This window comes from Streptomyces sp. NPDC107654, from assembly GCF_055639035.1.
This window is the reverse complement of record NZ_JBVKBI010000033.1, coordinates 55626-68395: the sequence shown is the minus strand read 5'-3', so window position 1 is coordinate 68395 and position 12770 is coordinate 55626. Positions and strand designations below refer to the sequence as shown.

General features: G+C 71.9%; 8 protein-coding genes. 2 read left to right on the top strand and 6 right to left on the bottom strand.

The window, feature by feature from the left end:
* On the top strand, nt 1–1746 hold a 1746-nt coding region (locus tag ACZ7N4_RS35715), incomplete at its 5' end, for a condensation domain-containing protein (RefSeq protein WP_471367418.1).
* Complete coding sequence (locus tag ACZ7N4_RS35710; protein ID WP_471367415.1) at nt 1743–5732, top strand: amino acid adenylation domain-containing protein; 3990 nt, start codon at nt 1743–1745, stop codon at nt 5730–5732. The genes ACZ7N4_RS35715 and ACZ7N4_RS35710, both read left to right, overlap by 4 nt.
* A 629-nt stretch (nt 5733–6361) precedes the next feature.
* Here the strand turns inward: ACZ7N4_RS35710 and sbnB are convergent.
* From sbnB to ACZ7N4_RS35680, 6 genes are all read right to left on the bottom strand, one after another.
* Nucleotides 6362–7369, bottom strand: coding sequence for a 2,3-diaminopropionate biosynthesis protein SbnB (gene sbnB, locus ACZ7N4_RS35705; protein ID WP_471367413.1), 1008 nt, complete (start codon nt 7367–7369; stop codon nt 6362–6364).
* A 38-nt stretch (nt 7370–7407) separates the two neighbouring features.
* On the bottom strand, nt 7408–8355 hold the full coding sequence (gene sbnA / locus ACZ7N4_RS35700) for a 2,3-diaminopropionate biosynthesis protein SbnA (protein WP_471367411.1): 948 nt from the start codon (nt 8353–8355) through the stop codon (nt 7408–7410).
* Complete coding sequence (locus tag ACZ7N4_RS35695) at nt 8352–9578, bottom strand: glutamate synthase-related protein (RefSeq protein WP_471367409.1); 1227 nt, start codon at nt 9576–9578, stop codon at nt 8352–8354. The genes sbnA and ACZ7N4_RS35695 overlap by 4 nt, the downstream gene beginning before the upstream one ends.
* On the bottom strand, nt 9575–10588 hold the full coding sequence (locus ACZ7N4_RS35690) for an asparagine synthetase A (protein ID WP_471367407.1): 1014 nt from the start codon (nt 10586–10588) through the stop codon (nt 9575–9577). The genes ACZ7N4_RS35695 and ACZ7N4_RS35690 overlap by 4 nt, the downstream gene beginning before the upstream one ends.
* A gap of 242 nt (nt 10589–10830) precedes the next feature.
* Nucleotides 10831–12114, bottom strand: a complete 1284-nt coding sequence (locus ACZ7N4_RS35685; protein ID WP_471367403.1) for a methylaspartate mutase — start codon at nt 12112–12114, stop codon at nt 10831–10833.
* Nucleotides 12101–12571: a cobalamin B12-binding domain-containing protein gene (locus ACZ7N4_RS35680; protein ID WP_471367401.1), complete on the bottom strand. Its 471-nt coding sequence runs from the start codon at nt 12569–12571 to the stop codon at nt 12101–12103. Before ACZ7N4_RS35680 ends, ACZ7N4_RS35685 begins: the two co-directional genes overlap by 14 nt.
* Nucleotides 12572–12770: the final 199 nt, after the last annotated feature.

The window sequence follows — 12770 nt, the reverse complement described above, 5'->3', positions numbered from 1 at the left end:
CTCCCCCTGACACCCAACGGGAAAGTCGACACCAAAGCCCTGCCCGCACCCGACCACCACCGACCCGAACTCGCCACCACCTACACCGCACCCCGGACGGACACCGAGCGCACCCTTGCCGCGATCTGGGCCGAGATCCTCGGCATCGACACCGTCGGCATCCACGACAACTTCTTCGAACTGGGCGGGGATTCGATCATCAGCATCCAGATGATCGCCCGCGCCAAGAAGTTCGGTGTGCACCTCACTCCGCGGCTGATCTTCAAGAACCAGACGATCGCCGAGATCGCGGTCCACGCCGGTACGGCCGCACCGGTCGACGCGGAACAGGGCCGCGTGGTGGGCGAGGTCCCGCTGACACCGATCCAGCACTGGTTCTTCGAGAAGGACCTGCCGGCGTTCGACCACTTCAACCAGGCCGAACTCCTCGTCACCGACGGGCTCGACCCCGACGTGCTGCGGCTCGCGCTGGCCGACCTGATCGAGCACCACGACGCGCTGCGCCTGCGCTGCACGGACGGGACGGACGGCTGGCGGCAGTACCTGGACGAGACCGTGGACACCGGCGTCCTCGACGTGCACGACCTGTCCGATGTCGCGGACGAGTCCCTGGAGTCGGTGGCGCTGCGCATCGCGGAGGAGACACAGCAGAGCCTCGACCTGGCCAAGGGCCCGCTGCTGCGGGCGGCCCTGCAGGAGTTGGGGGCCACGCGCGGGCAGCGGCTGCTCATCGTCGTACACCACCTGGCGGTCGACGGAGTGTCCTGGCGGATCCTGCTGGAGGACCTGGGCAGTTGCTACGAGCGGCGGGCCGCCGGGCTCGCGCCCCTGCTGCCGGCCAAGACGACGTCGTTCCGGTCGTGGGCTCAGCGACTGCACGGCTTCGCCGACTCCGCGCAGGCACGGGCGGAGTTCGCCTACTGGGCCGAGCCCAAGCCGGCCGGCCGGGTGCCGCGTGACCGGGACGGCCGCAACGACCTGGGATCCGCCGCCGCCGTCATGGCGACGCTCGACCCGGAGGAGACTCGTGCCCTGCTGCGGGACGTGCCGAAGACCTTCAGCACCCAGATCAACGACGCGTTGCTCACCGCGCTGGCCCACGCCCTGCGCGACTGGACGGGGGACGACGAGACCCTGATCGGTCTGGAGGGGCACGGCCGGGAGGATCTGTTCCCCGACGTCGACCTGTCACGGACGGTGGGGTGGTTCACGTCCGTCTTCCCCGTCGCCCTGCGGCTGACGCCAGGCACCACCAGCGCGGTGGCCTCGCTCGACTCGGTCCGCGAGCAGTTGGCGCGGATCCCCAACAAGGGCGTCGGCTACGGCATCCTGCGCCACCTCGGCGCCCCGGACGTAGCCTCCGTACTGCGCCGGCAGCCCACACCGGAAGTGAACTTCAACTACCTGGGGCAGTTCACCAGGGACCTGCCGGGCATCGGGCGGTACTCCGGCCCCGAAGAGCCCAAGGGGCACTCGATCAGCCCGGACGGCATGCGGTGGAACGTGCTGGACGTGACCGCCGCCGTGGAGGGCGACACGTTCGGCCTGTACATCAACTACTCGACCGCGCTGCACGACCGGGCCACCGTCGAACACCTGGCCGACGGCGTCCTCGGCCACCTGCGCGAGCTGATCGCCGGCAGCGCCGACGGAGCCGCCGACGCCCGCCGGGAGTCCCCTGGCGTTCCCCTCACCGATGTCGGTGACGCCGACATGGCCGCGATCCTGAAGAGGTTCTCGATATGAGCGCGCACAACGTGGAAGACGTCTACGGGCTCTCGCCCCTGCAGTTCGGCATGCTGTACCACTCCCTGGAGGACACCTCCGACACCCGCCCCTACATGGTGCAGATGACGGAGGAGGTCGAAGGCCCCTTCGACGACGGGCTGTTCGGTGCCGCCTGGCAACAGCTCGTCGACCGGCACTCGATCCTGCGCAGCGCGTTCGTGTGGGAGGGGGTGTCGGAGCCGGTGCAGGTGGTACAGCGCCGGGCTCCCCTCCCCTTCGAGGTGAGGGATCTGCGCGGCCTGCCCGGTCAGGAGGAGCGGCTCGACGCCTTCCTGGCGGAGGACTGGGCCCGGGGGTTCGACCTGTCACGGGCCCCGCTGGTCCGGGTCACCGTGCTGCGCATGACGGAGGAACGCCGGATCGTCGTCTGGTCGTTCCACCACATCCTCCTCGACGGCTGGAGCGTGCAGATCCTCCAGAAGGAGTTGTTCGCCCTCTACCGCGCACTGCTCGACGGCACCCCCGCCGGGCTGCCGCCCACGGTCCCCTACCGTCGCTACATCGAGTGGCTCAACTCCCGGCGGGACGACGACTCGGCGGCGTTCTGGTCCGACTACCTCGCGGGCGTCACCGAGCCCACCGCCCTGCACGTCGACCGGGACACCGGGGACACGGGAGTCGGCGAGTTCGAGGCGTGCGCCTCCGCGGAGCTGTTCGCGCGGGCACGGGACTACGCCAAGTCCCAGCGGGTCACGATGAACACTCTGGTACAGGGCCTGTGGTCGATCCTGCTCTCACGGTACAGCCGTCAGGACGAGGTGCTGTTCGGCTCGACCATCTCGGGCCGTTCGATCGATCTGCCCGGTGTCGAGTCGATGATGGGCCTGTTCATCAACACGCTGCCGGTGCGCGGCCGGCTCACGGGCGACCTGGTCGTCTCCGAGTGGCTGCGGGATCTCCAGGACGAGCAACTGGACATGCGGCAGTGGGAGTACTGCCACCTCGTCGACGTGCAGAAACACAGCAGGATCCCGCGCGGCGAGCCGTTGTTCCGGTCCATCCTCGTCTTCGAGAACTACCCGGTGGTGCAGAAGCCGTCGGACTTCCCCGAGGGACTGACCCGGCGCCTGGTGAACTGTGTGGAGCGCACCGGATACCCGTTGACCCTCGTCGTGTCGGCGGGCCGGGCCCTGGAGTTCCGCTTCGTCTACGACCGGAGCAGGTTCGACGCGGAGACGGTCGAGCGCATGACCGGCCACCTGCTGGCGCTGCTGACCTCCGTGGTGGACTCGCCCGGCGCACGCATCGGCGACCTCAACATGCTCACGGAGAGGGAGCGGCGGGAGGTCCTGGTCGACTGGAACGGTGTCACGGGCCCCTACCCGGACACGGCGACGATCCACCGGCTGATCGAGGACCGCGTCGCCACCCACCCCGACGCGATCGCGGTGACGTTCGGTGGTGAGCGCTGGACCTACGCCGGCATCAACGCGCGTGCGAACCGGCTGGCTCATCATCTGCGGGAGGCGGGGATTACTCCGGACACGCTGATCGCGGTCTGTCTGGATCGTTCGCCCGATCTGATCGCGTCGTTGCTGGGCATTCTGAAGGCGGGTGCCGCGTTCGTTCCGCTGGACCCGGACTATCCGAGCGACCGCATCACCTACATGGTGGAGGACGCGAAGGCTGCGCTCGTCATCACCAGCACGGCTCTTGACGGGCGCATCCCGGAAGGGGTTCCGCGGCTTCTGACCGACGCCCAGTGGCCGGCCGGTGCGGAGTGCGACCTTGAGCCGGTGGCTTCGCCGGATGATCTGGCGTATGTCATCTACACCTCCGGTTCCACCGGCAGGCCCAAGGGTGTGGCCTTGGAGCACCGCGGTGTCGTGAACTATCTGCACTGGTGCGACCGGAACTATCCCGCAGACCCGAATGGCGGGATCGGGACGGTCTTGTATTCGTCGGTGACGTTCGATCTGACGATCACGGCGTTGTTCCTGCCGCTGGTCCAGGGCCAGCAGCTGGTGATTCCGGTGACGGGGCCGGAGCGGACGGCGTTCGACGCGGCCATCGACCTGATCTGCACGAACACTCCCATCAGTTTCCTCAAGGCGACGCCGTCGCATCTGGAGGTGCTGGCCGCTCACCTGGAGAGCCGGGGGGCCCGGCATCACATCTCCACGATCGTCGCCGGTGGTGAGAACCTCACCCCCCAGCTCGTCGCGCGGCTGCTGGAGGCCGGCAGCACACGGACGACGATCAGCAACGAGTACGGGGCGACCGAGGGCTCGGTGGCGAACGTGATGAGCCTGACCACCGTGCCGGACCCGCACGGGGGCACGACCACGCTGGGCCGGCCCATCACCAACACCACCGCCTACGTGGTGGACCACCACAACCAGCCCGCGCCGGTCGGTGTTCCCGGCCATGCCCTGCTGGGGGGTGTCTGTCTGGCCCGGCACTATCACGACCGGCCCGAGCTGACCGAGGAGCGCTTCACTCCCAACCCCCTCACCCCGCCCCGCCCCGACCCGCGGGTCTATCACACCGGTGACCTGGTCAAGTGGCGTGCGGACGGGACGCTGGAGTTCATCGGCCGGATCGACAACCAGGTCAAGCTGCGCGGCTACCGCATCGAACTCGGCGAGATCGAGAACGCCCTCACCTCTCATCCGCAGGTCCACACCGCCGCGGTCACCGTCCGGGAGGACACACCCGGCAACAAGCAGCTCATCGCCTACCTCGTGCCCACCCCCGGACACACCCCCGGCACCCCCGACCTCCGCGCCCATCTGCAGCGGCAGCTGCCCGACTACATGGTCCCGGGCCTCTACGTCACCCTCGACCAACTCCCCCTGACACCCAACGGGAAAGTCGACACCAAAGCCCTGCCCGCACCCGACCACCACCGACCCGAACTCGCCACCACCTACACCGCACCCCGCAACGCGACGGAGGAGACCATCGCCGGAGTGTGGTGCGACGTCCTCGGCATCGACACCGTCGGCATCCACGACAACTTCTTCGAACTGGGCGGACAGTCGATCAGCTCGGTGCGGGCGGTCTCCCGACTGCGGGAGGCCGGTCTGGGCGTCGCCCTCCAGCAGATCGTGCGGCATCCGACGGTGGCCCGGCTGGCGGCCGCGCTCGACGTCCCGCGACCGGCGTCGTCCGGGCTCGTGGTGCTCCTTTCGTCCGTGGTCGATCCCGAGCTGCCCGTGCTGTTCTGCGTACACCCGGGCGGTGGCAGCACCCACCCGTACCGGTCGCTCGCACGGTGCCTGGCGGGCACCTTCACCGTGTACGGCATCCAGGCCCCGGGGCTGGACGCGGATGAGGCGCCGCTCGTCGGGATCGAGTCGATCGCGGAACGGTACTGGCGGGAGATCCGCCGGGTGCAGCCCACGGGCCCGTGCACGATCCTCGGATGGTCGACGGGCGCCGTGATCGCGCACGCGATGGGAGTGGCGGCACCGGAGGAGGTGTCGGGGCTGTTCCTGCTGGAGCCGGCGGTGACCGGCGACGACCAGCGGGACCGCTTCGAGCGGCACGCCGAGGTGTACCGTCGGGTGAACGCGCTGTGGCACCGTGGCCAGGACGAGCAGGGCGCCGAACGGGCCGCGACGCAGCGGGAGTTGCAGCGCCTGGCGCCGGAGATGAACCTGGACGGTGCTCTGGTCACGCTCGACGAGTGGCTGCCCTATGCCGTGCTGGAGGCGGAGGTGCGCTCGCTCGCCGCCTACCGGCCCGGGCGCTCGGGTGCCAGGGCGACGCTGTTCGTCAGCGACACGGTACGCGACGGCAGCGGCGACGAGGTGCCGGAAGCCCGGTACATCGCCCACTGGCACGGCCTGTACCCGGCCGGTCTGGCCCAGCGGGCGATGCCCGGCCGGCACATGGAGATGGTCAGGGGCGACGAACAACTGGAGCTGGTGGTCTCCACACTGCGGGAGACCGTGCCGGTGACCGCCGACGACCGGGAACGGGAGTTGCTGCCGGCCTGAGCGGAGGCTCCGCCGAAGGACCGGAGCCGACGGCCGACGAGGGGTCCGCCACGACTGTGGCGGGCCCCTCGTCCTGTCCCGCTTCCTCGGCCCGCCGCTGTCAGTGGGGCCCCTCGTCCTGTTCCGCTTCCTCGGCCCGCCGCTGTCGGTGGGGGCGGGGCCGCGGTGCCCGGAGCGCGCCGCCTGGCTCGGTCCCGCGCGCTCGGTCCCGCCCCGCACCACCCGGCGTCACCGGCGGGTGCCTCCAGGCCGGCCGGACGCGGGGTGCCCTGCGCCTCCGGGGCCGGAAGGTCGCCACGGGCACCCAACGGCCACGGGCACCCAACGGCCACGGGCCCCCACCGCCACGGGCACCCAACGGCCACGGGCCCCCACCGCCGCGGGCCACGGCCGGTGGCGTCGCAGCCCCTCCCCCCTTCCCTCTCCCGTCCCCCGGTCCGCCACCCTCGGCCCCTCGTCCGCGCATCCCACGTCCCCGTGGCCCTCCCTCTCCCGTCCCGCTCCCTCTCCCGGCCCCCTCTCCTTGCCCTTGCGGCGCACACGACGACGCCCCGGTCTCGTGCTCCCACCTTGTGTTCGGTGGGAGCACGAGACCGGGGCGTCGGGGGCAGCGGCCGGGGCCGCCCGGCTCACCAGCGCTTCAGCTCGGGGAAGAAACCCGGTATCTCGGTGGCCCGGCCGGTGCGCACGGCGGTCCGGTAGATGTGGTAGCCGACGGCCAGGTCGAGGACGCCGAGGCCGAACGGGGAGAACACGGTGGGGCGGTCGTGGCCGAGCGTCACGTCACCCCGCAGCACGTCGGCCAGGGTGCCGTCGATGAAGTCGCGCGTGCCGTACTCCATCTCCGTGAGGTGGGGCGAGGTCCGTGCGGTGAGGCAGTGGTCGATGTCGTCCAGGACGTTGTGACACTTGATCATGACGGTGGGGTGGATGTCGCGCAGGGACAGATTCAGGATGAGCTGTCCCGGCAGGAGGGTCTGCCCGTCCGCCAGCCAGGGCGCCGGCGCGGTGGTGGCGAGGACGACCAGGTCGGCGGTGGCCAGGGCCGCGTCGATCTGTGACACGGCCCGGGTCTGCCAGCCGTGCGTGTCGGCGGCGTAGGCGGCGAAGGTCTCGGCGTAGGCGTCGACGTGGTCGTGGACCAGGCAGTCGCGGACCTTGGTGCCGCGGGCCGCGAGGAAGTCGGAGACGGTCCGGCCGATGACGCCGGCGCCGACGAAGAGGACCGTCTTCGGGGCGTCGCCGTCGGCAAGGGTCTCCACGGCGAGTGCCGCGGACGCCGCGGTGCGGGCGGCGCTGATGCCGGACGCCTCCAGGCAGGCGAACGGGTAGCCGGTCTCGGCGTCGTTCAGCAGGAGGACGGCGGAGGCGCGCGGCAGGTTCCGGCGCACGTTCTGCGGGTAGCTGGCGATCCACTTGAGGCCGGAGACCGGCGTGTCGCCCCCGAGGTGGGCGGGCAGGGCGATGATCCGGGCGCCGGGATCGTGCGGGAAGCGCAGGAAGTGACTGCTGGGGTTCACGGTGGCCCCGTGGCTGTGCTGCAGGTAGGTCTCCCGTACGAGGTCCAGGACGTCGGACGGCGCGGAGCCGATGACATCCTGGGCGACGGAGCCGTCGATCACGTGGAAGGTCGACATCGGTGGTTGCCTTTCGGGGGCAGGTGGCGCGGGCGGGATCAGGTCAGGGCGCCGAGGTTCCGCTCGACCCAGTCGTCGTTGTAGATCGTGCCGAGGTAGCGCTCGCCGAGGTCGGGGGAGATCGCGGCGATGCGCGAGCCGGCCGGGAGGGTGTCGGCCCGGCGGCGGACGGCGGCCAGGACCGAGCCGGTGGAGCCGCCGGTGAGCAGGCCGTGGGTGCGGGCGAGCAGTCGGCACTCGCGCACGGCGTCCTCCTCGGCGACCAGTACGACGTCGTCGGCGAGGCCGGGTTCGAACAGTTCGGGCATGCGGCTGGCGCCGAGTCCGGGGATGCGACGCGGACCGGGTGCCGCGCCGAGGATGACGGAGCCGAGTGCGTCCACGGCGACGATCCGGGTGTGGGGCGAGAACTCGCGCAGGTACTGCGCGCAGCCGACGAAGGTGCCCGTGGAGCCGACGCCGATGAACAGGTAGTCGAGGTGCTGGACCTCCTTCAGCAGGGTGCGCGCGGTCTGTTCGTAATGGGCGCGCGGGTTGGCCGGGTTGGCGTACTGGTTGAGCCAGACGACGGTCGGGTCCGCTGCGATGTGGCGGCGGATGTGGGCGATGCGTGACTGGAGGAACCCGCCGTTGGCGTCGACGGTGTCGACGACGACCACCTCGGCGCCCAGGGCGCGCATGTGATCGATGCTGGTGGCGTTGGTGTTCGGGTCGACGACGCAGGTGAAGCGGTACCCCTTGGTGGCGCAGACGGAGCTGAGGGCGATGCCGAGGTTGCCGGAGGAGGACTCGATCACCCGGGCGCCCGGCGTCAGGACGCCGCGGTGCTCGGCGTCCTCGATGAGGCTCAGCGCGGTCTTCAGTTTGACGGAGCCGGCCGGGTTGAGACCCTCGATCTTCAGGAAGACGTCCGAGCCGGGCACCATCCGGGGCAGCAGGACGAAGAGGTCGTCGGTGACCAGGTCGTAGGTGTGCTCGTAGATCATGACCGGGGCTCCCACAGGTCTTCGGGGCCGGTCTCCCGCGCCGCGTAGCGGCCCAGCGCGCTGACGGCCATGCGCAGTTCGAGCGCCATGGCGTCCAGCAAGCGCTCGAGTCCGTGCTCGGGGTCCTCGTCGGCGGCGATCAGGGCGGCGCGGCCGAGGCCGACGGCGCGGACGCCGAGGGCGAGCAGCTTCACGGCGCGGATGCCGTCCCAGACGCGTCCGCTGGCGAGGAGGGTGCGGCCGGCGGGGTCGACGCGGCGCAGGGCTTCGGCGAGGGGCAGTCCGACGTGGCCGAGGAAGCCGGTAGGTGCCCAGCCGGTGCCGCCCTCGGCGCCGTCGACGGCGACCGCGTGGGCGCCGGCGTCCCAGGCGACGGTGGCGGCGTGGCCGACGTCGCGGCCGGGGAACAGCTTCACCCAGCAGCGGGCGCGCGGGTAGTTGTTGCGCATGAGCTGGATCTGCCGGCGGAGGATCTCCTCTGTGAAGGTGCCGGGGCTCGCACAGCGCAGGAGCGACGAGGCGCCGGGGCCGAGCCGTTCCACGGCGTACTGCCCGGCGAGGTCGGAGGCGACCGCTTCGCTGACCATGGTGAGGCCGCCGAGGCCGGGCTTCGCCCCCTGCCCGACCTTGAGTTCGAAGCCCAGGCGGCCGGAGGTGAGGAGTCCGGTGACGGCCGGGTCGCTGTAGACGTGGTTCCAGACCTCGGAGTCGGCGTCCTCGGTGCTCTGCTGGACGCAGATGCCGCCGATCCCGTCGGGGAGTTCCTCGCAGTACGCCTGGATGCGTTCCAGCAGGCCCTTGCGGTGGTCGTCGCCGCCGGTGCGGAAGCCGTTCATCGGGGCGACGTTCTCGCCGATGACCATGGGGATGCCGAGCCGTCCGGCCTGGCGGCTGAGCGCGAGGCTGGTGCCGGCGACCCGGGTGGAGCCGAGCGCCGACAGGTAGACCGGCAGCGGGGAGGTGAAGCCGCCGAGGTCGGTGTCGAGGCGGACGTCGGAGTAGAGGGGTTCGCGGCCGAGGTCGATGAGCGCGGCGAGGCGGCCCGGCATGAAGACGGGCGGGGCCAGGCGCAGCGCGTCGATCTCGTCGCCGGCGGGTTCGGGGCCGGCGCCGAAGACGGCGGTGCCGTAACTGTCCAGGGGCGGGAAGACGGCGGCGGCGCCGTCGCGGGCCCGGGCCCGGACGGTTTCCTCGGGCAGGCCGGGTGCGGTCAGCCGGGTCACGGCGACACCACCCCCGCGATCTTCGGGAAGGCCGTGGTCCGCCAGGCGGAGTCCAGGCCGGTGACCCAGCGGGTCAGGCGCTCCAGCCCGATGCCGAAGCCGGCGCTGCTGGGGATGCCGTGACGGGCGACGTCCAGGTACCAGGCGTACTTGGAGGGGTTCTCCCCGGTTTCGCGCATCCGGGTGACCAGGGCCGCGTAGTCGTACTCGCGTTCGCTGCCGCTGCACAGTTCGCCGCAGCCCTCGGGGGCGATGAGGTCGAAGTTGAGCAGCGTACCGGGTGCGGCCGGGCTCTCCTTGTCGTAGAAGCCACGGGAGCCCTTGGGATAGCCGACGATGAAGAACGGGGCGTCGGCCTGGCGGGAGATGCGCTCCTCGGCCTCCCAGTCGATCTCGGTTCCGGCGTCCTGCGGGTAACCGTCGCGGCGCAGGCCGTCGACGACCTCGCGGTGCGGGACGCGGGCGAACGGCCGGGCCACGTAGCGGAGCAGGGCGTCGGGGTCGCGGCCGAGCACCGCGAGATCGGCGCCGCACTCGTCGACGGCGGCGGTCACGGCGTGGCGGACCAGCTCCTCGGCGACGTCCATGGCGACGTCACGGGTGGCGCCCGCGTACTCGACGTCGATCTGCCGGAACTCGGCGAGGTGGCGGTGGGTGCTGCTGGTCTCGACGGGCTCCAGACGGACGTTGGGCGCGACGAGGAAGATGCGGTCGAAGGCCAGCAGCGACGCCTGCTTGTAGAGGATGGCGCTGGTCATCAGCTTGTAGCGGTGGCCGTAGTAGTCGACGTCGACCTGCTTGGCGCCGCGCGAACCCGGGTCCGTGACGGGGCCGATGACCGGGTGGGCCATCTCCACGGCGCCGTCGGAGCGCAGGAAGGCGCGGGCACCGGCCACGAGTGCCTGCTGGATCCGCAGGGCCGCCCGGGTTCGCGGGTCGCGCAGGTGTTCCAGCGGCGAGGGCAGCCCGGGGGTCTCGGGTGTCGTCGGGAGGTCCATCTGAAGTGTCATGTTCGTCGTCCTTTCGTGTCGTTTCCGGGCGGGTCGGTTCCTGTCGTTTCCGGGCGGGGGGCCGGTCGCCGGTCGCCAGCCACCGGTCGCCGGTCGCCGGTCACCGGTCGCCGGTCACCGGTCGCCGGTCGCCGGTCGCCGGCCACCGGTCGCCGGTCGCCGGTCGCCGGCCACCGGTCGCCGGTCGCCGGTCGCCGGTCACCGGCCGGCGTAGGGCAGCCGGGGCGTGGAAGCCGCTCGGGTCAGCTCGCCCGGCCGGCGAGGGCGGCGGGGTCGTCGTAGCGGTTCTTGACGTGCTGGAGCGCGTGCAGCAGGCCGGAGGAGGTCAGCCGCCGGGACGGCGGTGCCGCGGTGGGCCGGCCGAGCGGGAGCGACCCGGTGCGGGACCACTCCAGCCGGCCGCGGTCGGAGATGAAGCTGCGGGTGCGCCCCGCGTTGTCGGGGTGCAGGCAGAAGGGGACGTCGAGGTACCCGTGCGCGAAGGCACGGACCAGGGCCTGGCCGAGGTCGTCGTGCAGGTGCAGGACGGCCTCGACGAGGGAGCGGGCCTCCGCCTCGATGCCGGTGGACGGTGGCGGAGGGGCCGGCCGCGCGGTGCGGGCGGCGGTGGCGGCGGTCTCCAGCGCGGTGACGTTCTCCTCGACGGAGGGGATGCGGGCCGACTCCGCCGGTGTCTTGACGATGAGACGGGCGGCCCCGGTGCGCACGGCGAGCCGGGCGGCGTCCGCGACCAGCCGCAGTGCACCCGCGCGGGTCTCCGGGTAGACGCCCATGTACGCGTAGACGACCACGTGCCAGGAGGTGTCCGGGAGGTGGTCGGCGGCCAGGGCGCGCAGCGCGTGGACGGCCTCCTCGTCCTGTACGGGGTCGATCTGCTGGGCGTAGCTGAGGGAGACGCTGCGCAGGCCGTGCCGGCGGAAGAACGTGGCCTCCAGGACGGAGAGGGCGACGAGCAGGGAGGGCGGGCAGAGCTGGCCCAGCATGCAGCCGCCGAAGGTCTCCAGGTGCGGTTCGGTGCCGGTCTCGCGCAGGGCGGCGAGGCTGCGGCAGGCTTCGGCCCAGGAGCGGACCGAGGTGGCCAGCGGGGTGCGGCCGTAGGGCAGGCAGTAGGAGACGGGGCCGCCCTCGGTGGCGTCGAGTCCGGCGGCGACGAGGGCGTCGACGATCCGCCCGGGCCGTGCGGAGCCGTGCCGCACCTGCACGGGGAAGCCGGGCCCGTGGACGCCGTCGAGGAGGCCGGTGGTGGTCTCCAGGTCCGTGCTGACCAGCGGATAGCCGTTGAGGTGGTGGCCCTGGGCGACGGCGCGGGCGGCGGCGGCGTAGTCGCCGACGCGGGTGAAGCTGTCCAGGGTGAGGGTGCCGACGGTCGTGGCGTCGGCGGCCCGGGTGGCGATCAGGCCCGCACGCATCCGGGCGGGGTCGGCGAAGCCCATGCGGGGCTGCACGACGAGGGTGCCGGTGCGGGCGGCGTCCGCCATGAAGCGGTGGAAGGCCCCGGCGCCGGGGGCGGGTTCAGCGGACGGCATCGGCGGGGGACCTTCCGTGCCGCTGCTCGGGCAGGCCGTCCAGCAGGGCGAGCAGTCCGGGGACGGCGTTCGCACCGGTCAGGACGGCGTCGAAGCCGGCGTCGGTGAGCGCGGCGTGGACCTCCGGGGCGGGGCTGCCGGAGGTGTCCAGCTTGCCTCCGACGACGAACGGCACCTCGGCCAGCGCCGGCACGGCGCGTACAGCCCGGGCCAGACCCGGGGCTTCCTCGGCACCGTGTCCGTTGACCGTGCTGACGACGATGAGGTCGGGCGTGCGGGCCGTGGCCTCCTCGACCACGACGCCGACCGGGACGCACGCGCCGAGATTGGTGACCTCCCAGCCCTGCTCCTCCAGCAGCAGTTGCAGGAAGAGCAGGTTCCAGGTGTGTGAGTCCGAGGCGATGGTGGTCAGGACCGCGTGGCGCGGGCTGTCCGGGGGCTGGTGATGCGGGTACACGACCGGCTCTTTCCTCTCGACACCGTGATGGGGCCGCGACCGCTGCGATCGGGCCGGGTGCCCGTGAAGGCGCCCCCAGTCGGGGCGTCCGGGCTGTCCGCTAGTGACGCCGTCCATGGTGGCCAGCGGTGATCGCGGGCGGCACTGGGCAGTTGTGACCACCCCGCCGGGCGTCACTTGTGCCCACTGGGAGCGCCCG

Excerpts from the sequence above, each read along its gene's own strand:
- ACZ7N4_RS35710 (WP_471367415.1), top strand. The coding sequence starts at position 1,743 with ATGAGCGCGCACAACGTGGAAGACGTCTACGGGCTCTCGCCCCTGCAG.
- sbnB (WP_471367413.1), bottom strand. The coding sequence starts at position 7,369 with ATGTCGACCTTCCACGTGATCGACGGCTCCGTCGCCCAGGATGTCATC.
- sbnA (WP_471367411.1), bottom strand. The coding sequence starts at position 8,355 with ATGATCTACGAGCACACCTACGACCTGGTCACCGACGACCTCTTCGTC.
- ACZ7N4_RS35690 (WP_471367407.1), bottom strand. The coding sequence starts at position 10,588 with ATGACACTTCAGATGGACCTCCCGACGACACCCGAGACCCCCGGGCTG.
- ACZ7N4_RS35685 (WP_471367403.1), bottom strand. The coding sequence starts at position 12,114 with ATGCCGTCCGCTGAACCCGCCCCCGGCGCCGGGGCCTTCCACCGCTTC.